Source organism: Kribbella sp. NPDC005582, assembly GCF_040605415.1.
Lineage (GTDB): Bacteria > Actinomycetota > Actinomycetes > Propionibacteriales > Kribbellaceae > Kribbella.
This window is the reverse complement of the sequence record NZ_JBEXCU010000001.1, coordinates 1,669,580-1,691,459: the sequence shown is the minus strand read 5'-3', so window position 1 is coordinate 1,691,459 and position 21,880 is coordinate 1,669,580. Positions and strand designations below refer to the sequence as shown.

The window sequence follows — 21,880 nt, the reverse complement described above, 5'->3', positions numbered from 1 at the left end:
CCAACGCCCGAACTCTGCCATTCGCAACAAAAGTGATTGACAGGAACCTGTCAATCATCGCAGACTGAAACCTCGTCAGGGTCCTGTCAATCATAGGAGACGCGGTGTCCGCTTCACCACCACCTACCCGTCCCGGCCGGGTGCTCGCCGTCCTCGTTCTGTCCGCGCTGCTGATCTGGATCGACTCGACCGTCCTGGGCGTCGCCCTGGAACGTCTCGCCGACCCGGTCCAGGGGCTCGGTGCGTCACCCGGTCAGCTCCAGTGGGCGATCGGGATCTACTCGCTGCTGTTCGCCACCGCCTTGTTCGCCGCGGGCGCGCTCGGCGACCGCTACGGTCACCGAACGGTGCTGATGGTCGGCCTGGCCGTTTTCGGCGCCTCGTCCGCCTGGGCGGCCTGGGCCGACGGGCCGGTCGTCCTCATCCTCGCTCGCGCCACGATGGGTCTCGGCGGCGCGCTGATCATGCCGACCTCGATGGCGATCCTCGGCCGGACGTTCGCTCCCGAACGGCGAGCCGGTGCGATCGCGATCTGGTCGTCGGCCGCCGGAGTCGGCGTGGCTGCCGGGCCGGTCCTCGGCGGTCTGCTGCTCAGCCACTTCTGGTGGGGCTCGGTGTTCCTGATCAACCTGCCGCTGGTCGCGATCGCACTGATCGGTGCCGTGGCCTTCCTCCCGAACACGCGGAGCCCGCAGCAACGCCGGTTCGATCTGCGCGGCCTCAGCCTGTCCACGCTCGGCCTGCTCGGGGTGTCCTACGGCCTGATCGAGGGCGGCCACCTCGGCGGCTGGAGCCGCTGGCAGGTCTGGGCGAGCATCGTTGCCGGCCTCGTCCTGATCGCCACCTTCCTGTACGCCGAAGCGCGTGAGCACGATCCGAGCTTCGATCCCCGCCTGTTCCGCAACCGGCACTTCGCCGCCGGCAACCTCGCGCTCGGCGCGTTGTTCCTCACGATCACCGGTCAGGCGTTCTACCAGACCTTCTACCTGCAAGGGACTCGCGGCTTCAGTCCCTTGCATGCCGGCCTGCTGTCGTTGCCCGGGGCAATCGGTGTCGTTCTCGGCTCACCGCTCGGCGCCCGCCTGGCCGCGCGGTTCGGGATCGCTCGCGTCTCCGGTACGGCGCTGGCCGTGTTCACGCTCTGCCTGGTGCTGAACCTGACCTTCACCATCGACACGTCGCTGGTGTGGTTCTCCTTCGTCGGTACGGCGGCCGGTCTCGCCATCGGAGCCGCGGTCGCGCCGACCACGGCCGGTGTCGTCGCCACACTTCCGATGGATCGCATCGGCGCGGGTTCGGCGGTCAGCAACGCGATCCGGCAGGTCGGCAGCGTGCTCGGCGTCGCCGTCATCGGCACGATCGTCTCCTCGACGTACCAGCACGCGATCGCGCCGTCGTTGCCGGCGAATCTCCGTGACACCGCGGGTGAATCGGCCGAGGCCACCCGGCACGCCGCGGCGACGCTCGGCCGGCCGCAGCTGATCCCGCTGGCCAACGACGCGTTCATCCAGGCCATGCACACTGCGGCGCTGGTGGCCGCATTCTTCACCTTGGCGGGAGCGGTCGTCCTGATCCTTGCCTTCCGCAACCGCTCGGCCCCGGTGGTCGAGGCCGAGCCGGTCACGGCCGAGGTTTAGTTCCAGACCGACGGCGGCGGGGGCGGTATCACGACTGGGCGGTCCTCGCACCAGGTGGCGCCGTACCAGCCGCCGTCGTTGCCGCTGAGCAGCCGTACGTCGAACTCCGGCGGACCATCGAAGTGGAACGTGCCGCAGTTGTTGACGAACGGCGCCCCGACGTTGCGGGCGTCGACGTTCTCGAACGAGGCGAAGCCGCCGACCCGGGCGTTCACCACGCCGGTCCCGGTGCCGTCCACCTTGATGTTGCGTACGGCAACGTTATTGATCGCGTAGGTGTCCTTCACCGGCCAGTCGACGACGAACATCATCGCGTTGTACGTCGAGTCCAGGAACGAACTGTCGGTGATCTGCAGGTCGGCGGACATCGTCGACTGCAAGGCGTAGAGCCAGATGGCGCCGAGACCGATGTTCCAGTTGAGGTCACGGGGACCGCCGCGGACGGTGGTGTTCCGGGCGAAGGTCAGCTTGCCCTCGAACGGCGTCGAGTTGAACCGCGAACCGGCGTGCAGGGTGCTGCCCTCGCGGATCGGGTCGGCGACCAGGTTGTCGGTGACCGCGTTGTCGCGACCGCCGTAGATGGCGATGTTGTTGGCCAGGACCGGCGTCTGCACGGTGTTGTGGTCGTAGACGTTGTCGTGGTTGGCCAGTCCGTCCGGGTTGGCCTCCGACCACATCGCCAGTCCGTCATCACCGCTGTTACGGACGAAGTTGTTCGTGGCGCGGACGTTCGAGACCCCGAGGTGCAGGTTCATCCCGTCGGCGATCGCGTCGGTGATGATGTTGTTGCGGATCAGCAGACCGTCCATCGGGCCGTCCAGCCAGATGCCCACCTTGGTGTGGTGCAGGTAGAGGTTCTCGATCGTCGAACCGCCGCCGATCGCGCCGCCGATCCCGTTCACCTGGTCGGTGTCGATGCGTTCCCGGACGTCGCTCTCGATCGCGAAGTCGGCCAGGTGGACCTTCGTGCTCCCGCCTGCGTCGGCTGGTTGAATACCTTCCCCACCCCGCCGCCCCGAACGCCGGCCGTAGAAGCCGGGGGCACTGTGCACGGACTTGTCCGGTGCGGGCTCGGCGAGTGGCAGGACTTTGCCCTTGATGATCGTGTGCCAGTTGCCGGCGCCGCGGACGGTGACCTTGTCGACCACGATGTGCCGGTTGACCTGGTAGGTGCCCGGCGGGATGAAGACCGACCAGCCGAGCTTCTTCGCGGTCGCGATGGCGCGGTCGATCGCGGGCGCGGCGTCGCGGCGGCCGGTCGGGTCGGCGCCGAACAGCCGTACGTCGAGAGACCGGGCGGGCTGCCGGTTCGGCGCCTTCACGAGCTCGAAGTCGGCGACGTCGATGACGGTCCAGGCGGCGTTCGTGTGCTTCGGTACGGCGAACCGGACGCGATCGCCGGCCTGGTACGTCCGGTCGAGCAGCACACGCTGCTCGTCGTAGAAGTGGTTCGGCCGGAAAGGCCTGGCGACCGGATCCGGTTCCGGCTTCCACCAGCCGGGGGTCGGGTCGACGTTCGGGTCATTGGAGAACGGATACATCCCGTACAGCCAGGCGTACTCGGACGTGAGCGTCAGGGTGCGCTTGTGCTTGCCGTTGACCGTGAGGTCGAGCGGCGCCTGGATCCCGCCGCCGGTTGGCGCGTCCGGGATGCTGTAGCGAAGCGTCAGCGCGTTGGCCGGGTGGGTCAGCGTGAACTCGACGTACTGCTGTGGTTGCAGGCGGACGGCCGTGCGGCCGGACGCCTCCGCAGGCAGCGTGTAGGCCTCGCGGCCGGGGCCGAGCTGCTCGCCGGTGAAGAAGGCGTTCTCCGCCTCCTGCTCAACGAACGGAACCGTCGCTCCGCGCCCGGCGACCAGCGCCGGATCAAGGCCGGCCCGAGTGATCCGCGGTGCCGGCCGGACGGCCATCGCGGGAGCGGTGAGTGTGGCGCCGAGCACCGCGGTCGTCAGGGCGACAGCGAGCGCGCGCAAGTGTGTTCGGGACATTGGCGGATCCCCTCCAGAAGAACTCCCTGGAGGCTAAGCACTAGACCACCCCACCGCAAGATCTCGACAGAATCTCGCAAATATCCGCGCCGCCGAGCCAGCTGGATCAACTTTGTGCACCCACCAACCGTCTGCGGGCCCTCGCGATGGTTGATGGATGCACAAGGTCGACAACGCTCCCCGGTCCGCGCCCAAAGAGCAGCCCGGCCACCTTTGTGCACGCCTCGACCACGGCAGGGCGACTTTGTGCACGCATCAACCATCCACGGGTCGTGGGGATGGTTGGTGCGTGCACAAGGTGGCTAGTTGGGCTGGGGGTCGGGGCGGAGGGCTCGGAGCCAGAGTTCGGTTTGGGCGATGTGGGCGGAGGCGGCGGTGGCCGCGGCGGCGGGGTCGCGGTGGGTGATGGCGGCGAGGATCGCGCGGTGGCCGCGGTCGCTGGTTTGTTTGATGGCGTCGAAGTCGACGCCGGGTTCGAAGATTCGGTAGTGGCCGCCCCGGCCGCGGATCACCGCGGTGAGAGCGGTGACGGTCGGATTGGCGCCGGCCGCGCAGATCGCGCCGTGGAACTCGGCGTCGAGCTGCTGGATCTCGGCCGCGTCGGTGGTCGCCTCGAGGCGGTCGAGGATCTCGGCGAGGCGGTCGGCGAGGCCGGCGTCCTGGCGAGCCGCGGCTGAAGCGGTCGCGTGTGCTTCGAGGACTCGTCGTACTTCGAGGAGTTCGAGGACGCCTTCGAGCGGGATCAGCTCGACCGAGAGGGAGAAGCGGCTGATGATTTCGGCCGGATCCAGGGCTGACACGTAGGTGCCTGAGCCGTGCCGGGACTCGATCACACCCAGGGCAGCCAGCGAACGGACCGCCTCTCGCAACGAGCTCCGCGATACGCCGAGCTGGTCACACAGCTCGGGCTCGGGCGGGAACTTCGCGCCCGGTCCCAGTGCGCCTGATGCGATCATCTGCCGTAGTCCGGCCAGCGCCGTGTCGGTCGCCGCCATCGTCCACCTCCCGCAAGTCCTCAGACCATTCATGCCCACAATCACCCAAAACCCGCAAAAATGCGAGCTGACAAGCCTTAGTCATCAGATGTCAAGGTGTGCAACATCCTCGCGAGGTCCCACGTTCGCCACCGCCGCGGGCCGAGCACCTCGTACGGCGCCGGCCCGGCGACCGGCGTACCGGAGACCCAGACCGTGGTCATCCCGAGCTGTTCGGGGACGTCAAGGTTGACCGCCAGATCGTCGCAGAAGACGGACCGCTCCGGGGCCACCGCGAATTTGGTGATGAAGCGCTGGTAGCTCTCCGGGTACGGCTTGGGCATGAGGTCGCCGGCCACGATGTCGAAGACACCGTCGAAGATCCCCTCCAGTCCGAGCCTCGGCAGCGCCTGATCCGCGTGGTACGCCGAGCCGTTCGTGAACAGAAGCTTCCGCCCAGGAAGGGCGCCGAGTGCGGCGACCAGTGCCGGGTCGGGGCACAGGACGGAGTAGTCGATGGTGTGTTCCCAGGCGAGGTAGTCGTGGGGGTCGATGCCGCGGGTGTTCATCAGTCCGCGCAGGGTCGTGCCGTGCTCGGCGACCAGCTTGGCCTGGAGGCGGCGGGTCTCGGGCTCGTCGGCTTGGAGCAGGTCGGCCAGGTAGGCGCGGATGCGCGCGTTCATCTGGTCGGCGAGGCCGGTGGCCGGGGGATAGAGGGTGTTGTCGAGGTCGAGGATCCAGGTGTCGGCAGCGAGGGGCACGGGGTCAGGGTAGTGACAGACTGGGGATGGCATCGACGGGAGGAGTGACGTGGCGACTGGGCTGATCACGGGACCTACGGCTGGGATCGGCCGGGCGTTCGCGGACAAGCTGGCGGCCGAGGGGTACGACCTGGTGCTGGTGGCGCGGGACGAGGCGCGGCTGAAGGAGGTCGCGGCCGAGGTCACGCAGCGGTACGGCGTTTCCTGTGAGGTGCTGGCGGCGGATCTGACTGACCGGGACGGCTTGGCGCGGGTGGAGGAGCGGTTCCGGAGCGGGCCGATCGAGGTGTTGGTGAACAACGCCGGGTTCGGGCAGAAGAAGCCGTTCTGGGCGAACTCGATCGAGGCCGAGGAGAAGCAACTCGACCTGCTGGTGCGGGTGGTACTGCGGCTGACGCATGCCGCGGTGCTGCCGATGATCGAGCGCGGGTCGGGCGCGGTGATCAACGTGTCGTCGGTCGCCGGGTTCCTGCAGCGCGGGAGCTACAGCGCGCACAAGTCCTGGGTGACGAACTTCTCCGCGGGGCTCGCGATCGAGCTGCACTCCAAGGGCGTTGCGGTGATGGCGTTGTGCCCGGGGTTCGTGCACACGGAGTTCCACGAGCGGATGGGGATGGACAAGACGGTCGTCCCGTCGTTCATGTGGCTGGATGCGAGCGAGCTGGTCGATGCCGCGTGGAAGGACGTCATGCGCGGCAAGGCGATCTCGATTCCGAGCCGTCGCTACAAGGTGATCGCCGCGGCTGCGCGCTACACCCCGCGCACGCTGATCGCGCGGCTCTCCACGGTCGGTCTGGACGGACGCCGCCGTACCTGATCGGCCGTGATCAGAGCTTGTCGGCGACCTCGGTCAGTACGGCGAGGGTCGCGGTGATCAGCGGGTGGTCGGCGCGACTGCGGCGGACTGCGGCGTAGACCCGGCGTACCGGGGCGGGGTCGGGGAGCGGCCGGATCACGGCGAGAGTCGGCGTGGGGACGGCGAGTCGCGGGACCAGCGAGACGCCGGCGCCGGCGGCGACCAGGGCGGCGACGGCGCGGAAGTCGTCGGACTCGTGCGCGATCTTGGGCTGGAAGCCGGCCTGTTCGCACGCGAGCAGCACGACGTCACGGATCGGGTTGCCGGGCGCGGTCATCACCCAGTCGTCGCTCGCGAACATCGCGAGATCGACGGAGTCGTGTCGGGCGGCCGGGTGTTCGGGCGGCAGTACGGCGACGAAAGGCTCGGCGTACAAGGGGATCCGGGTCAGGCGCTGGTCGTCGGGGCGCGGAGAGCCTCGATGCTCGACGGCGATCGCGAGGTCCGCGTCACCGTCGAGGAGCTGAGTGATGCCCTGGTGGCCTTCGGCGTCCCGGACGACCAGGGTGAGGCCGGGGCTGGTGTCGCGGAGGCGGGCGAGGGTCGGTGCGACGAGCAGGCTGATCGCGGTCGCGAAGGCGGTGATCCGGACCTCGCCGGTCGAGCCGTCGGCGAACAGCCGGAGTGCGTCCTCGGCGCGCTCGACCTCGCCGAGGATGGTGTCGGCGTGGCTGAGGAGCAGCCGGCCGGCGGAGGTGATCGCGACCCGGCGGCCGCGGCGTTCGAGCAGCTCCTGGCCGACCTCGGACTCGAGGGCGGCCAGCTGCTGGGAGACGGCCGACGGGGTCAGGTGCAGGACCTCGGCAGCCGCGGTCACGGTGCCGTGGTCAGCAAGCGCGCGCAGGACCCGCAACCGTCGTACCTCGATCACGGACCTCAGCTTGGCACACCTCGGTCGAGGGGCGGTCGAACAGCCGGCGGACGCCGCGGATCACCGCGCGGTCCCGCATCGGAAGGTGGGGGCGGACGGGGGCGTGCGGTTCGGCGGAGTGGATCTCTTCGTGGATCGCCTTGATGAAGGAGAACGGGATGTACATGTCTTCGACGGTAGAAGCGTGACGGTGATGCGTCCAATGAAACTTCTGCGCAGAGTTGATGTCTCTGCTGCATGATTGGGTCTATGGAGCTACGGCAGTTGCGGTCGTTCGTGGTGGTGGCCGAGGAGCTGAACGTCGGGCGGGCGGCCGTGCGGCTGCATCTGACGCAGCCGTCGCTGAGCCGGCAGATCGCGGCGCTCGAGCGCGACATCGGGGTCGAGTTGTTCGCCCGGGTGCGGAAGCGGTTCGTGCTGACCGCGGCCGGAGCGACGTTTCTGGCCGAGGCGCAGGACTTGCTGCGGCGATCGGACGAGGCGATCCGGGCCGCACAACGAACGCAGCGCGGTGAGCTGGGAACGTTGCGGCTGCGGTTCGTGCAGTCGGCGACCTTCGAGGTACTGCCGCGACTGCTCGGAGCCTTCCGTACGGCGTACCCGGAAGTGGAGCTCGATCTGGAGTCGCTGACGACGCTGCGGCAGACGGAGGCGTTGCTCGACGGTCGGATCGACGTCGGGCTGCTGCGGCCGAACGCGCCCGCGGTCGGTGCTCAGCCAGGGGGCGAGACAGTGGTGGTGCGGTTGGCGCCGGGGCTGTCGTCGCGGGTGGTGTCGTCGGATCCGGTGCTGGTGGCGTTGCCGGCTCGGCATCGGTTGGCTCGTCGGAAGCGGCTGCGGCTGGCGGAGCTCGCGGAAGAGCCGTTCGTGTTCTACAGCCGGCCGAGTGGGCCGGTTGTCCACGACACCTTGGTCGGCTTCTGCCGGGCGGTCGGGTTCACGCCGCGGATCGAGCAGGTGGCGGCCGACGTACAAACGATCGTGTCACTGGTGGCGGCCGGTCTCGGTGTCTCACTGTTGATCGGGCCGACACCGCCGTCCAACCCGGACACGGTCGTGTACCGCGAGTTGTCCGACGACCTACCTCTGTGGCAACTCTCCGTCGCCTGGTCGCCGGACAACCGGTCCCCGGTGCTGGCCCGCTTCCTGGAATCTGTTTAGGGAAAGAGGTCCGGGTCGCCGCCGGTGCGGACCCCGGTCTCGAGGTCGGCGATCGCGGCCATGTCGTCGTTGTCGAGCTGGAAGTCGAACACCTCGATGTTCTCCTGGATCCGGCTCGCCGTCTTCGACTTCGGGATCACGACGTTGCCGAGCTGCAGGTGCCAGCGGATCATCACCTGCGCCGGCGACTTGCCGTACTTCTCGCCGATGCCCTTCAGCGTGCTGTCGCCGACCAGCTCACCCGAGGCGAGCGGGCTCCAGGCCTGCGTGACGATGTCGTTCTCCGCGTTGAACGCGCGCAGCTCGTCCTGCGGGAGCGCCGGGTGCAGCTCGATCTGGTTCACCGCCGGCCGGATCGTGGTCTCGTCGAAGATCCGCCGCAGCGCGGGCTCGTGGAAGTTCGACACCCCGATCGCGCGCACCCGCTTGTCGGCGTACAACTGCTCGAACGCCTTCCAGGTCTCGACGTACTTGTCCTTCTTCAGATGCTGCCAGTGGATCAGGTACAGGTCGACGTACTCGAGGCCGAGCCGTTCCACACTGGCGTCGAACGCGGCCAGGGTGCTGTCGTAGCCCTGGTCGTCGTTCTGCAGCTTGGTGGTGATGAACAGCTCGTCGCGCGGCAGACCGCTCGCCGCGATCGCGCGGCCGACACCGGGCTCGTTCCGGTACGCCGCCGCGGTGTCGATGTGGCGGTAACCGGCCTCGAAGGCGGTGGTGACCACGTCGGCCACGATCGCGTCCTCGACCTGCCAGACCCCCAGGCCCAGCTGCGGGATCTCGACGCCGTTGTCCAGAGTGATGGAGGGGACTGTGTTCATTGATCCATTTCACCGGGCCGATGGGTTCTGGCCCAGTCATCTGATGTGTGACAACAACCTCATCAACTGCCCGTAACCACCTCGTAGGACTTCGCATCGGGCTCCAGGAACCCGAGCAGGGCGGTCCCCTCGCGCTCCAGGTCGCCTTTGTTCCGCTTCAGCAGCCGGCCGAACGGGGTCAGGGTGAGAGTGGCCACACCACGCTTCTTCTCCGCCGTCCACAGGCCGGCCACGTAGCCGTCCACCGTGTACGTCGCCTTCACGCGGAGGTTCTTGGTGAACACGGCCGGGCGGTGTTCGTCGGCGATGATCCGCTCGCGCTTGGCGTGGGCGAGCAGCAGGTTGTCGAACTCCGGCAGGAAGCGAACCGGGACCGGAGTGCCGGGATCAGGTCTTGGCGCGTCAGGTACGTCGTACAGGGTTTTGCCGTTGTCGTCGGTGAAAGTTTCGAGGTCGAGGCTGTCGAAGACGGGCTTGGCTTTCGGCAGGCCGGACCAGGTCTGGAAGTCGGCGGGGGTCGCCGGGCCGAATGCCTGCAGGTACCGGGTGACGAGCTCGGCCTGCTCTTCCTTCCGGTGCAGCTTCTTGCCGATCCATTCCTCGGCCGGCGTGAACCGCGCATTCGCCGGCCAGCTCCAGCGGCCACCGGTCGGGTACATGACCAGCGGCACCAGCATCCGCGTGCAGAACCCCAGCGCCCGCTCGTTCACCGCCGGGAACTCCTTCTGCAACGCGTCCCGCACCTCGGTAAACGTCAACGGCTCCTTCGCCAGAATCCGCTCCGCCGCCGCGACGACCTTTGCAGGCTCCATCCCCTCCGCCCGCTCCTTCAGCAACCGCAACCCTGCCTCCAGCACCGGTGCCACCGTCGCGCGGAACCGCAGGAAGTCAGCCGCAGTCACCAAATGCAAAGTCCCCCGAAACAACGTCCCCCTGACCACCTCGCGCGCTTCAACAGCCCGATCCAGGTCGCCTTCCGCAAACCCCGCGACCCGCGACCACAACCCGACGTACGGATGCTTGGCCTCCTGCCCCTGCATCCCCACCAGCTGCTCAACAGCCGCGGCCACACTCACATCCGCCCGCTCCACCAACAGCTGCCGAGCCAACGTCGCCCGATTGACCGCTCGCCCACTCATCACCACCATGCAGGCATCGTCGCGCACCCAACCGACAAACGCAGTCAGAAGCGGATCTGTGCCACTCAGTAACCGGCCCGCGGGGAGTTGTCGGGCCGGTGGCTGAGCGTGGAGTGGAAAAGCTTGGGCGAGTTGGTGAGTGGGGGCGGTCCGCTCAGGCCAGGGCGGCGCGGGCTTCGATGAAGGCGGCGATGGCCTTCTCGACGTCTTCGGTGGAGTGGGCGGCTGACAGCTGGACGCGGATGCGGGCCTTGCCGTGGGGGACTACCGGGTAGGAGAAGGCGATGACGTAGATGCCGAGCTCCAGGAGCTTTTCTGCGAGTACGGCGGCCTGCGCGGCGTCGCCGATCATGACGGGGGAGATGGGGTGGGAGCCGGGGAGGATGTCGAAGCCGGCCTCGGTCATCTTGGTGCGGAAGAGGGCGGTGTTCGAGTCCAGCTGGTGGCGAAGGGCGGTGGAGGTGGCGATGAGCTCCAGGGCCTTCAGGGAGGCGGCGGTGACCGAGGGGGCCAGCGAGTTGGAGAAGAGGTACGGGCGGGAGCGCTGCCTCAGCAACTCGACGATCTCGCGGCGAGCGGAGACATAGCCGCCGGAGGCGCCGCCGAGGGCTTTGCCGAGGGTGCCGGTGACGATGTCGACCCGGTCCTTCACGCCGAACAACGACGGGGTGCCGGCGCCGTCGGGGCCGACGAAGCCGACGGCGTGGGAGTCGTCGACCATGACGAGGGCGTCGTAGCGTTCGGCGAGGTCGCAGATCTCGTCGAGGGGGGCCAGGTAGCCGTCCATGGAGAAGACGCCGTCGGTGGCGATCAGGCGGTAGCGGGCGTCGGCGGCGTCCTTGAGCTGGGCCTCGAGGTCGGCCATGTCGCGGTTCTTGTAGCGGTACCGACGAGCCTTCGACAGGCGGATGCCGTCGATGATGCTGGCGTGGTTGAGCTCGTCGGAGATGATCGCGTCGTCAGCGCCGAGCAGGGTCTCGAAGAGGCCGCCGTTCGCGTCGAAGCAGGAGCTGTAGAGGATCGTGTCCTCGGTGCCGAGGAAGGTGCTCAGCGCGGACTCGAGATCCTTGTGGACCTGCTGCGTACCGCAGATGAAGCGCACCGACGCCATCCCGAAACCCCAGGTGTCCAAGGCGTTCCGGGCGGCCGCGATCACCTCGGGGTGGTCGGCCAGGCCGAGGTAGTTGTTGGCGCAGAAGTTCAGCACCTCGTTGCCGCTGGCAACGGAGATCAGCGACTGCTGTGGTGACGTGATCACCCGCTCGGACTTGTACAGCCCGGCGTCGCGGATCTCGCCGATCGTCGTGGTCAGGTCCTCGCGCATCTGCCCGAACATCAGTGCTTCTCCTCCAGTACTTCGCTCGTCCAGTCCAGAATGACCTTGCCGCACTGCCCGGCGCGGGCGACGTCGAAGGCCTGCTCGAAGTCGCCGTACCCGAACCGGTGCGTGATCACCGGGGTCAGGTCGAGGCCGCGTTCGAGCATCACCGACATCGAGTACCAGGTCTCGAACATCTCCCGGCCGTAGATGCCCTTGATCGTCAGCATGTTGAGGACGACGGTGCTCCAGTCGATCGCGATCTCGTCGGCCGGCAGGCCGAGCATCGCGATCTTGCCGCCGTGGTTCATGTTCGCGAGCATGTCGCGCAGCGCGGCCGGCTGACCGGACATTTCCATCCCGACGTCGAACCCCTCGCGCATCCCGAGGCTCGACTGGGCGTCGGCGATCGTCTCCGAGCCGATGTTGACCGCCCGGGTGACGCCGATCTTCCGGGCGAGATCGAGCCGGTACTCCGACAGGTCCGTGATCACGACGTTCCGCGCACCGGCATGCAGTGCGACGGCCGCGGCCATCACGCCGATCGGTCCGGCGCCGGTGATCAGCACGTCCTCGCCGACCAGCGGGAACGACAACGCAGTGTGTACGGCGTTCCCGAACGGATCGAAGACCGCGGCGACGTCGAGGTCGACCGGGTCCTTGTGTACCCACGCGTTCTGCGCGGGCAGAGCGACGTACTCGGCGAAGGCGCCAGCCACGTGGACGCCCAGTCCGCGTGTCTTGATGCAGAGGTGCCGGCGGCCGGCGCGGCAGTTGCGGCAGCGGCCGCAGACCAGGTGGCCCTCGCCGCTGACCAGGTCACCGACCGCGACGTCGCGGACGCCGACCCCGATCTCGACGACCTCGCCGACGAACTCGTGCCCGGTGACCATCGGCACCGGCACGTTCTTCTGCGCCCACGCGTCCCAGCTCTGGATGTGCAGATCGGTACCGCACAGACCCGTCCGCAGGACCTTGATCAGGACCTCGTCGGCCTCGATCTTCGGCTCCGGAACGTCCTGCAACCACAGACCGGGCTTCGCCTCAGCCTTGACCAGCGCCTTCACCGCACACCTCCGTTGTAAGGACGCCCACATCGTCGTCCCGGGCAACCATCCGCGTCCATCGACACGTCGTACACAGCCTTTGCAGTTGAACTGCATACCAGGGCATGTCGCCCGGCCCCACGCCTACTGCGCGGCACTCGGCACGGCACCTCGCCGCACTGGAGGAAAGACCACGATGGAAAAGCATCGAGGCCTCCCCTCCAGCACGCCGAGCTACCGCACCGAGCACCTGCTCGCTACGGCGTGGAGCCGGGCGACATACCCTGGCGACATGCGGGGAGTCAGGGGTCTGGGGATCCTGTTGCTGGTGGCGGGTCTCGGGCTGCTCGGCTGGGTGGGCTGGCAGTACTTCGGGACCGGGATCACCTCGAACCAGCAGATGGGCGAGGCGGAGAACGCGCTGCGTGAGCAGTGGAAGAAGCCGGCCGCGAAGACGCCGGCCGAGGGGCAGCCGGTGGTCCTGCTGCGGATTCCCAAGTTCGGCAAGGACTGGGAGAAGCCGGTCATCGAGGGGATCGGCAAGGGCGAGCTGGCGCGCGGGATCGGGCACTACCCGCAGACGCAACTGCCGGGCCAGCCGGGGAATTTCGCCCTTGCCGGCCATCGGGTCACGCACGGTTCGCCGTTCCGCAAGCTGCTCGAGCTGCGCAAGGGCGACCAAGTGATCGTGGAGACCGCCGACTCGATCTACACCTACGAGCTGGACGGGTCGCCGCGCGATCTGACCGTGAAGCCGGCCGACAATTGGGTGCTCGATCCGGTCCCGGGCAAGCCGCAGGAGACCGCGACCAAGTCGGTCATCACGCTGACCACCTGCCAGGACCTGTTCCACTCACCCGACCGCTCGGTCGCCTTCGGCCAACTGGTGCACGTCACCAAGAAGTAAGCTCAAGCCTCATGAGCTACGACCGGGAAGCCCTGCTGGAGCAGGTCAAGACGAAGGCCGTCGTGCACGGCAAGGTGACGCTGGCCTCGGGCAAGGAAGCCGACTACTACGTCGATCTGCGCCGGATCACGCTGGACGCGGCCGCGGCGCCGCTGATCGGCCCGGCGATGCTCGAGCTGACCAAGGACCTCGAGTACGACGCGGTCGGCGGGCTGACGCTGGGTGCGGACCCGGTCGCGATGTCGATGCTGCACGCGGCAGCGCAGCAGGGCCGGACGCTGGACGCGTTCGTGGTCCGCAAGGCCGAGAAGACGCACGGCCTGCAGCGCCGGATCGAGGGGCCGGACGTGAAGGGCCGCCGGGTGCTCGCGGTCGAGGACACCTCCACCACCGGTGGTTCGGTGCTGACCGCGGTCGAGGCGCTGCGCGAGGCCGGTGCCGAGGTCGTCGCGGTCGCGGTGATCGTGGACCGGGCCACCGGCGCCAAGGAGAAGGTGGAGTCGGAGGGTTTGGAGTACAGGACCGTCTTCGGGCTCGACGACCTGGGGCTGTAGTGGACTCCAGGCTGATCCTGCTGGTCGTCCTGCTCGGACTGCTGATCGGTGGCGGGATCGCCTATGTCAGCTATGTCCAGGCGAAGAAGCGCCGTGAGCTGTTCGCCGGGTTCGCGGCACAGTACGGCTGGTCCTACACGCCGGCCGACAACTCGCTGGCCGGCCGCTGGCAGGGCACGCCGTTCCGGACGGGGGACAACTGGCGGGTAAAGAACGTCCTGGCCGGGCTGTTCAACGGGCACCAGATGGTTGCCTTCGACTACAGCTACCAGACGCACACGACCGACTCGAAAGGCCGCCGTACGACGACCACGCACAAGTTCGGCGTGGTCGTGCTGGGACTGCCCGGTGCCCTGCCGCACCTGGAGGTCACCCACGAGGGCATCTTCGGCGGCGCGGTCGCGAATGCCTTCGGTTTCCGGGACCTGCAGTTCGAGAGCGACCAGTTCAACCGGGCGTTCCGGGTGAAGGCGGACGACGAGCGGTTCGGGCACGCGGTGATCACGCCACGGATGATGGAGTTGCTGCTGGCCCGCGGCGAGATCGGCTGGCGCTTCGAGGGCAACTCGCTGATCGGCTGGGACAAGGGCGCCCACGACCTCACCGAGGTGCTCAACCGGCTGGCCCTGCTCGAGCAGGTCGCGGGCCAGATCCCGCCGTACGTCTGGCGCGACTACGCCGGGATAGAACTCCGCAACCCGTAGAGTCTTGGCCAGCATCGCCAACACTCGGGAGCAGGACCAATGACCTTCGTCATCATCGCGATCCTGGTGATCGTCGTGATTCTGGCCATCGCGCTGATCACGTCGTACAACCGGTTCGTCAAGCAGCGGAACCTGATCCAGGAGTCCTGGCGGCAGATCGACGTCGAGCTGCACCGCCGGTACGACCTGATCCCCAACCTGGTCGAGACCGTCCGGGCGTTCGCCGCGCACGAGCGGCACGTCTTCGAGGAGGTCGCCCGGCTGCGCTCGCAGGCGGTGAACGTCCAGGGGGCGTCGCCGGAGCAGCGGGCCGCTGCCGAGGGTGAGCTGTCGGGTGCGCTGCGCCAGATGATGATCTCGGTCGAGGCCTACCCTCAGCTGCAGTCGAACCAGAACTTCCTCGGTCTGCAGCGCGAGCTGACCGACACCGAGGACCGGATCGCGGCCGGCCGCCGGTTCTACAACGCCAACGTCGGCGACTACAACACCCGGATCGAGGCGTTCCCGTCGAACGTCGTGGCGGGCGCCTTCAAGTTCGAGAAGGCCGGCTACTTCGAGGTGAAGGACGAGGCGGTCCGCTCGGTCCCGCAGGTCTCGTTCGGGACGATCGGCTCGGTGGCCGGTGAGCAGGCGCCGCCGCAGATGCAGCCGGGCGTGCAGTCCTCGGGCCAGATCCAGCCGCAGATGCCCGGCCAGCAGGACGCGCCGCACTACCAGCCGCAGCAGCAGCTTCCGGGGCAGCCGCAGTACGGCGCCCCGCAGGGACCGCCGGCGGGCGGCCCGCCTGCGGGTTCCCCCAGCCCGCAGGACGGACAGCCGCCCTTTACCGGCGGCCACTGACGGAGCGCCTCCCGGTGCCGGGCCTGGGACACGGCGGCGGTCGGTCGCCGCGCCCCAGGCCCTGCCTCCCCCCGGTACCGGTGTCAACAGTGCCGCAGTGAGATACATCCGGCGTACATCGGGCTTCCCGGGCGGTGTGGCGAGATGCCACGATGGGTCGGTTCGAGAGTGGAGAGGGCAGGCGAGTGGACAGTCCGAGGTACCGCATCCTCGGACCCCTACGCCTCAGCCACGTCCAGGGCCAGCCGCTGAAGGCCGCGAAACCGCGGCAACTGCTGGCCACGCTGCTGCTGCACCCGAACCGCTTCGTCTCCACGGACCTGATCGCGGACGCACTCTGGGAGAGCAGCCCGCCACGTTCCGCGACCGCGAACATTCGCACCTACGTCCGTGCCCTGCGCGGCGTGCTGCAGGACGCCGGACTGCCGGCCCCGATCGACACCTCGGCCGCCGGCTACAGCATCGAGGTCGGCGTCGACGAGCTCGACGCGAGCCTGTTCGAATCGCTCCTCGCCGAGGGCGGCCACCTCCGCGATGCCGGTGACGGCAAGCAGGCCATGCAGGTGCTGTCCCGTGCCTACGCGCTCTGGCGCGGGCGGCCACTGGAGGACCTGATCGTCCCAGCGGCCTGGGAGGGCTCGCTCGGTCGGCTCGAGGCCCAGCACCGTGGACTCGTCGACAGCCTGCTCGACCTGCGCCTCGAGTACGGCGATGCCGCGGGCGCCGCCGTACTGCTGAGTGCTCGGCTCACCGACGATCCGTACGACGAACAGCTCTGGCGGCGACTCGTGGACGCGCTGCTCGCGGCCGGTCGGGTCGGCGAGGCGCGAGCGGCGTACGCGAAGGCTGTGCAGACGCTCGCCGACGAGCTGGACATCAAGCCCGGTCCAGAGCTGGAAGCGGCCGGAGCCCGCGCGGAGAACGGCCGCTCCGCCAACTGGCCGAACCCTGGCATCCCAGCAGCAACCAGTACGCCGGAACGCGCGGCGACCGAAGCGCCGCCGGGCCCGATGGCCGCGCCGGAGCTCACTGATCCAGTGCGGCCGCCCAGCCAGCTGCCGCTCGATCTGCCGGACTTCAGCGGTCGCGCGGAACACCTGGAGCAGCTCCGCGACCTCGTGTGCGGTCGGGACCCCGTCCGGCCGCCGATCGCGGTCGTGTCAGGTGCACCGGGGACCGGCAAGACCTCGCTGGCCGTTCGGCTGGGACATCTGGTCCGGGATTACTTCCCGGACGGACAGGTCTACCTCGACATGCACGGCGCCACGCAACCGCGCGATCCAGCGGCCGCGCTCACCGATCTGCTGCTCAGCCTCAACCTGCCCGACTACGCGATCCCGACCGATCCTGAACGCCGTTCGGCGATGCTGCGGTCCGAGCTGGCCAGCCGGCGGGTGCTGATCATCCTCGACGATGTCGCCACAGCCAGTCAGGTCACGCCGCTGATGCCAGGCACCGGAGCCTCCGCGGTGGTCGTCACCAGCCGCAACCGGCTGGCTGATTTGGCCGGCGCGGACAGCCTCCCGCTGGACACCTTTGACGACGGAGAGGCCGCTGCGCTGCTGGAGTCCGTGGCCGGTGCAGGTCGCGTCGACCGAACCACCTCTGCTGCCGAGGAGATCCTTGCTGCCTGCGGCAACCTGCCGCTCGCGATCCGTATCGTCGGCAGTCGGCTGGCACAACGCCCCGACCTCAGCCCCGGCGAGCTGGCCCGGCGGTTGCGGGACGAGAGCTCGCGGCTCGACGAACTGAGCATCGGTGAGCTGGCAGTGCGGACCAGTGCCGACTTGAGCTACGACGCGCTGAGCCCGGAAGAGGCCCGCCTCTACCGGCTGATCGGTCACTTCGCGGTCGGTGTCTTCTCGGCCCGAGCGCTCGAGGCGATCGCATCCCCAGCCTCGGTACGCCGCAGCCTCGACCGGCTGATCGAGGTCAACCTGGTGCGGATCAGCTCCGTCGACCACCGCGGTACGGCGCGCTACCGCATGCACGATCTGCTGCGCCTGCACGCGATCGGGGTCGGCGACGAGAGCCAGCAGGCCGAAGCGGTCAAGGACGTCGCGACGGTGCTCGACGCGATCCTGAACAAGATCCGGAGGGCGAACAAGGCGCTCTCGGTCGAATACTTCGGCGTACTGGAGCACACCGCTCCGTTGACGTCACCGGATCCGGCGCCGTTCACCGAGACCGATGCGATCGCCTGGTTCGACAGTGAGCGCAGTACGTTCGTGCCCGCGATCCGGGCCGCGGCGCAGAACGGTCTTCATGAGTACGCGTGGCGGATCGCTTCGGCCTGGGGGCCGTATCTCGACATCCGCGCCGGGTTCGACGACTGGGGCGAGTCGCACCGGCATGGGCTGCAGAGCGCGATCGCGGCCGGCGACCGGTGGGCCGAGGCGATCATGCATCGCAACCTCGGTCAGCTCGGGATCTACCAGGACGACTGGGACACGGCGTCCAACCACCTCGAGCAGGCGGCGCGGATCTTCGCCGAGGTCGGAGACCGGTACGGCGACGGGATCAGTGCCGTCGGTCTCGGGACCTGGCTGCGTGAGCGCGGCCGGCCCGACGAGAGCCTCGCGCAGTACGAGAAGGCGATCGAGGCGTTCATGGAGGTCGGCAACGCGAACGGCGAAGCGGTCGCCCGGACCGCGGCCTCGTCGATCTGGCTGGCCCGTGGTGACACGGTCACGGCTGGTCGCTACCTGGCCGAGGCGTTCCTGCTCGGCGTGCGGCTCGGCGACGTGCATCGCGTCGCCAAGGTACGGCGGCGGATCGCGGAGCTGCGGAGTCATCAGGGCCGCCACGACCAGGCAGTCCGGCAGCTACGGCACTCGTTGAGCACGTTCACCGGTCTCGGTGACGACCACTGTGCGGCGTGGGCGCGTGCTGACCTTGGGCATGCGCTGATGAAGTGCGGTGAGCTGGCCGCGGCCCGCAAGATGCTGCTCGACTCGATCGAGATCGGCCGCCGCTTGGGCGATCGCAGTGTCGAAGGTCAGGCCGCGCAACACCTCGGCCGGCTCTACCTGCAGACCGGCAAACTGGACTGGGCCCGCCGTACCTTCGACCGGGCCGCGCGGGTCTGGCAGCAGGCCGGTCACGACGCTCGAGCCGCGGCCTGCCGCCGCGAGCTGGCCGAGTTCGACAACGACGCCGCCGCGGGCTGATGCCGTACAAGGCGCCGTACAACGAGGCAATGTACGGCGGCTGTATACCTGCCGGGCAAGGTAGTCCCAGCACGGCAACAAGGGGCCGGCGGTAAACGGGGATCGGGGGATACCTATGGCCTGGGGGGATGTTGTCGTGGAGCGCCGGGTGACGAACCCGCGGGAGACCGAGGCGGCGCTGAACTGGCAGCTGGAGCGGGTGGGGTCGACGGCGTGGCAGGACTGGCCGTTGAAGTTCCAGCGGATGGCGTTCGGTTATGCGCAGGACAGCGGCTGGCACGACGCGGCCGACGCGGTGCGATGGCTCGACCACCATTCCCTTCTGCACGAAGGGATTGCGCCACGGGGGGCGCTGGTCTGGTACCAGGCGGCAGACGGGATCCGAGTGGCTTGTGCGCTCGGGTCCGGTCAGGTGGTCGGTCCGCTCGTCGAGGGTCCGGTGTCCATCGCCGTGCTCAGTGAGGTGAGCACGGACTGGATCTGGTCGGACCCGGTGTTTCCGTTCGGCCAGTAAGAGAACCCAGTAACGCTCAGTGCTTGGGGGCCGCGTGCTTCGCGGCACCGTCGCCGGCCGCCTTGTTCCGGCGGCGGGCGAGGAGGATCTCGACACCCATCGGGATCAGCGAGACCAGCACCAGCAGGATCAGCGCGGACTCGAGGTGAGCGTGGATGAACTCCACGTTGCCCAGCGCGTGCCCCAGCAGGGTGATCCCGGGCGCCCAGATGACAGCGCCGACTCCGGTCCAGAGGAAGAACTTCTTCGGGTCCATCCGCCCGGCGCCGGCCACGATCGTGATGAACGTCCGCACGATCGGCACGAACCGGGCCAGCACCAGCGCCCGCGGTCCGTAGCGCTCGAAGAACTCGTGGGTCTGCACGATGTACTTCGGCTTCAGGAACTTCGCGTTCGGGTTCGTGAACAACGAGGTCCCGAGCACCCGGCCGATGTAGTACCCCGACACGTTGCCCAGGAACGCCGCGATGGTCAGCAGCACGCAGGCCAGCCACAGCGGGACGTCGATCGTGCCCTTCGCGATGAACAGTCCGACGGCGAACAGCAGCGAGTCACCGGGCAGGATCGGGAACAGCACCCCGCACTCGATGAACACGACGATCAGCGTGCCCCACAGCGCCCAGTCGCCCAGCCAGTTCAGCAGGAACTCGGGGTCCATCCAGTCCGGCATCAGCATCGCGAGTTGTAGAAGCACGCGCACAGGGTAGCGTCCCAACCTGTGCAGGAGCTCAATCGTGACGAGAAGGACCTCCGCGGGACCGACGTGGTCGGACCGAACGAGGTCGGCGTGGGTCCGTGGATCGGCGACCCGCCGGACGACCCCCGCCTGGACCCGGAGCTGCTCGCCGGCGGCGACCGGCGCAACGTGGTCGACAAGTACCGGTACTGGCGGCTGGAAGCGATCGTCGAGGACCTCGACCGGCAGCGGAACCCGTTCCACGTCGCGATCGAGAACTGGCAGCACGATCTCAATATCGGTTCGGTCGTCCGCACTGCGAACGCCTTCCTGGCCGCCGAGGTCCACATCGTCGGCAACCGGAAGTGGAACCGCCGTGGCGCGATGGTCACCGACCGCTACCAGCACGTCCGTCACCACCCGCAGCTCGCCGACCTCGCGACGTACGCCGCCGAGCGCGAGCTGCCGGTGATCGGTATCGACAACCTGCCCGGGTCAGTGCCGTTGGAGACCTTTGAGCTGCCAGCCGGCTGCGTCCTGCTCTTCGGTCAGGAGGGCCCCGGGCTCACCGACGAAGCCCACAAGATCTGTACGGCGGTCCTCTCGATCGCGCAGTTCGGTTCCACCCGCTCGATCAACGCGAGCGCGGCTGCCGCGATCGCCATGCACGCGTGGATCCGCCGGCACACCTTTGGGCAGCACACATGAGCGACGTGATCTGGTGGCAGGTCTATCCGCTCGGCTTCACCGGCGCGGATTCATCGCCTGGCCATCGGCTGCCGCACATCGTCCAGTGGCTGGACTATGTCGTCGAGCTCGGTTGTACCGGCCTGTTGCTGGGGCCGATCTTCGCCTCGGAAACACATGGCTACGACACTGTTGACCACTTCCGGATCGATCCGCGACTCGGCGACGACGAGGACTTCGACGCGCTGATCGCGGCGGCGCATGAGCGGGGATTGAAGGTCGCGCTTGACGGGGTGTTCAATCACGTCGCTCGCTCGTTCGTGCACCCCGAGTGGATGGCGGACCACACCTTCGAGGGCCACGATCAGCTGGTCGCCCTCGATCACAGCAATCCCGCGGTCGCGCAGTATGTGGCCAAGGTGCTGGAGTACTGGCTCGAGCGCGGTGTAGATGCGTGGCGGCTCGATGTGGCGTATGCCGTGCCGGCCGAGTTCTGGCGGAACGTCCTGCCGCGGGAGCGGTTCCCGAACGCCTGGTTCTTCGGCGAGATGATTCACGGCGACTACGCCGAGTACGTCGCACAGAGCGGGCTGGACTCGATCACGCAGTACGAGCTGTGGAAGGCGATCTGGAGCTCGCTGAACGACGGCAACTTCTTCGAGCTGGCCTACGCGCTAGGACGGCACGACGCGTTGCTGGACACCTTCGTGCCGCAGACCTTCGTCGGCAATCACGACGTGACGCGGATCGCGACCCGGCTCGAGGACGAGCGGCATGTCGGTCACGCGCTCGCGATCCTGTTCACGGTCGCGGGGGTGCCGAGCATCTACTCCGGAGACGAGCAGGGGTTCCGCGGGCTGAAGGAGGATCGGATCGGCGGCGACGATGCGATCCGGCCGGTGTTCCCCTCACGCCCCGACGAGCTCGCGCCGTCCGGAGAGGCGACGTACCGGCTGCATCAGGAGCTGATCGGTGTCCGGCGGAACAATCGGTGGCTGACGCGGAGCCGGACGACGGTCGAGCACTTGGCCAACCGGACCATGGCGCTGCGGTCGGCCAGTGGCGACGACTCAGTGCTGCTCCTGCTGAACATCAGCGACGACGAATTCCACTTCGCGGGGGAGTCCGTTCCGGCGCAGAGCTGGCGATTGTTGACGGAACGCGTAACCCCCGGGCCGGGTGCCGCGTTGTCCCTCTGACAGAAGTGAGGCTTCTCGACCAAAGTCAGCCCCTCGGGTGGGGCGGCGCGCCCTCAC

At 68.3% G+C, this 21,880-nt stretch carries 21 protein-coding genes; 11 read left to right on the top strand and 10 right to left on the bottom strand.

The genetic code is table 11. The features are described 5' to 3' along the window. Positions 1-104 precede the first annotated feature (104 nt). Positions 105-1,637 carry an MFS transporter gene (locus tag ABZS29_RS08465; protein WP_355459799.1) on the top strand — a complete coding sequence of 511 codons (1,533 nt, stop codon included), beginning with the start codon at positions 105-107 and terminating at the stop codon, positions 1,635-1,637. On the opposite strand, the gene ABZS29_RS08460 is transcribed toward ABZS29_RS08465, so the two are convergent. From ABZS29_RS08460 to ABZS29_RS08450, 3 genes are all read right to left on the bottom strand, one after another. Then, a complete protein-coding gene (locus ABZS29_RS08460; RefSeq protein WP_355459797.1) occupies positions 1,634-3,625 on the bottom strand; it encodes a glycosyl hydrolase family 28-related protein in 1,992 nt (663 codons plus the stop codon). The two genes, ABZS29_RS08465 and ABZS29_RS08460, sit on opposite strands and share 4 nt — an antisense overlap. 302 nt (positions 3,626-3,927) lie before the next feature. Further along, positions 3,928-4,620: an FCD domain-containing protein gene (locus tag ABZS29_RS08455; protein ID WP_355459795.1), complete on the bottom strand. Its 693-nt coding sequence runs from the start codon at positions 4,618-4,620 to the stop codon at positions 3,928-3,930. Positions 4,621-4,697: 77 nt separating this feature from the next. After that, a complete protein-coding gene (locus ABZS29_RS08450; RefSeq protein ID WP_355459793.1) occupies positions 4,698-5,360 on the bottom strand; it encodes a pyrimidine 5'-nucleotidase in 663 nt (220 codons plus the stop codon). 49 nt (positions 5,361-5,409) lie between these two features. On the opposite strand from ABZS29_RS08450, the gene ABZS29_RS08445 reads away from it, so the two are divergent. Beyond that, a complete protein-coding gene (locus ABZS29_RS08445) occupies positions 5,410-6,177 on the top strand; it encodes an SDR family oxidoreductase (protein WP_355459791.1) in 768 nt (255 codons plus the stop codon). 10 nt (positions 6,178-6,187) lie between these two features. On the opposite strand, the gene ABZS29_RS08440 is transcribed toward ABZS29_RS08445, so the two are convergent. Together ABZS29_RS08440 and ABZS29_RS08435 are read right to left on the bottom strand one after the other, a co-directional pair. After that, positions 6,188-7,087, bottom strand: coding sequence for a LysR family transcriptional regulator (locus ABZS29_RS08440; RefSeq protein WP_355459789.1), 900 nt, complete (start codon positions 7,085-7,087; stop codon positions 6,188-6,190). Continuing rightward, a complete protein-coding gene (locus ABZS29_RS08435) occupies positions 7,044-7,253 on the bottom strand; it encodes a hypothetical protein (RefSeq protein ID WP_355459787.1) in 210 nt (69 codons plus the stop codon). Before ABZS29_RS08435 ends, ABZS29_RS08440 begins: the two co-directional genes overlap by 44 nt. A gap of 83 nt (positions 7,254-7,336) precedes the next feature. Between ABZS29_RS08435 and ABZS29_RS08430 the strand changes: the two genes are divergently transcribed. Further along, positions 7,337-8,248, top strand: coding sequence for a LysR substrate-binding domain-containing protein (locus tag ABZS29_RS08430; protein WP_355459785.1), 912 nt, complete (start codon positions 7,337-7,339; stop codon positions 8,246-8,248). Here ABZS29_RS08430 and ABZS29_RS08425 read toward each other — a convergent pair. The 4 genes from ABZS29_RS08425 to tdh all read right to left on the bottom strand — a co-directional run bounded on the left by ABZS29_RS08425 (position 8,245) and on the right by tdh (position 12,593). Continuing rightward, the gene (locus ABZS29_RS08425) at positions 8,245-9,069 is read right to left on the bottom strand and encodes an aldo/keto reductase (RefSeq protein WP_355459783.1); all 825 of its coding nucleotides are present in this window, start codon (positions 9,067-9,069) and stop codon (positions 8,245-8,247) included. The genes ABZS29_RS08430 and ABZS29_RS08425 overlap by 4 nt on opposite strands. A gap of 62 nt (positions 9,070-9,131) precedes the next feature. After that, positions 9,132-10,217: a winged helix DNA-binding domain-containing protein gene (locus ABZS29_RS08420; RefSeq protein WP_355459781.1), complete on the bottom strand. Its 1,086-nt coding sequence runs from the start codon at positions 10,215-10,217 to the stop codon at positions 9,132-9,134. Positions 10,218-10,362: 145 nt separating this feature from the next. Beyond that, positions 10,363-11,544: a glycine C-acetyltransferase gene (locus ABZS29_RS08415; protein WP_355459779.1), complete on the bottom strand. Its 1,182-nt coding sequence runs from the start codon at positions 11,542-11,544 to the stop codon at positions 10,363-10,365. Continuing rightward, entirely contained in the window at positions 11,544-12,593 is a 1,050-nt protein-coding gene (gene tdh / locus ABZS29_RS08410; RefSeq protein ID WP_355459777.1) for an L-threonine 3-dehydrogenase, read from the bottom strand. Before tdh ends, ABZS29_RS08415 begins: the two co-directional genes overlap by 1 nt. Positions 12,594-12,864: 271 nt before the next feature. Between tdh and ABZS29_RS08405 the strand changes: the two genes are divergently transcribed. The 6 genes from ABZS29_RS08405 (at position 12,865) to ABZS29_RS08380 (ending at position 19,261) form a co-directional block, all read left to right on the top strand. Further along, on the top strand, positions 12,865-13,479 hold the full coding sequence (locus ABZS29_RS08405; RefSeq protein ID WP_355459775.1) for a class E sortase: 615 nt from the start codon (positions 12,865-12,867) through the stop codon (positions 13,477-13,479). A gap of 11 nt (positions 13,480-13,490) precedes the next feature. Further along, on the top strand, positions 13,491-14,033 hold the full coding sequence (pyrE, locus tag ABZS29_RS08400) for an orotate phosphoribosyltransferase (protein ID WP_355459773.1): 543 nt from the start codon (positions 13,491-13,493) through the stop codon (positions 14,031-14,033). Then, positions 14,033-14,737 (top strand): hypothetical protein, encoded by a 705-nt coding sequence (locus tag ABZS29_RS08395; RefSeq protein WP_355459771.1) that lies wholly within the window; start codon positions 14,033-14,035, stop codon positions 14,735-14,737. Before pyrE ends, ABZS29_RS08395 begins: the two co-directional genes overlap by 1 nt. 39 nt (positions 14,738-14,776) lie before the next feature. Continuing rightward, a complete protein-coding gene (locus ABZS29_RS08390; protein ID WP_355459769.1) occupies positions 14,777-15,577 on the top strand; it encodes a LemA family protein in 801 nt (266 codons plus the stop codon). Positions 15,578-15,762: 185 nt separating this feature from the next. Further along, positions 15,763-18,747 carry a BTAD domain-containing putative transcriptional regulator gene (locus tag ABZS29_RS08385; protein WP_355459767.1) on the top strand — a complete coding sequence of 995 codons (2,985 nt, stop codon included), beginning with the start codon at positions 15,763-15,765 and terminating at the stop codon, positions 18,745-18,747. A 148-nt stretch (positions 18,748-18,895) separates the two neighbouring features. Next, positions 18,896-19,261 (top strand): hypothetical protein, encoded by a 366-nt coding sequence (locus ABZS29_RS08380; protein ID WP_355459765.1) that lies wholly within the window; start codon positions 18,896-18,898, stop codon positions 19,259-19,261. A gap of 16 nt (positions 19,262-19,277) precedes the next feature. Here ABZS29_RS08380 and ABZS29_RS08375 read toward each other — a convergent pair whose 3' ends face one another. Beyond that, a complete protein-coding gene (locus tag ABZS29_RS08375) occupies positions 19,278-19,955 on the bottom strand; it encodes a DedA family protein (protein ID WP_355459763.1) in 678 nt (225 codons plus the stop codon). 24 nt (positions 19,956-19,979) lie between these two features. On the opposite strand from ABZS29_RS08375, the gene ABZS29_RS08370 reads away from it, so the two are divergent. Both ABZS29_RS08370 and ABZS29_RS08365 read left to right on the top strand, forming a co-directional pair. Beyond that, on the top strand, positions 19,980-20,645 hold the full coding sequence (locus ABZS29_RS08370) for a TrmH family RNA methyltransferase (protein WP_355459761.1): 666 nt from the start codon (positions 19,980-19,982) through the stop codon (positions 20,643-20,645). Beyond that, positions 20,642-21,823: an alpha-amylase family protein gene (locus ABZS29_RS08365; protein WP_355459759.1), complete on the top strand. Its 1,182-nt coding sequence runs from the start codon at positions 20,642-20,644 to the stop codon at positions 21,821-21,823. The genes ABZS29_RS08370 and ABZS29_RS08365 overlap by 4 nt, the downstream gene beginning before the upstream one ends. Positions 21,824-21,880 lie beyond the last annotated feature (57 nt).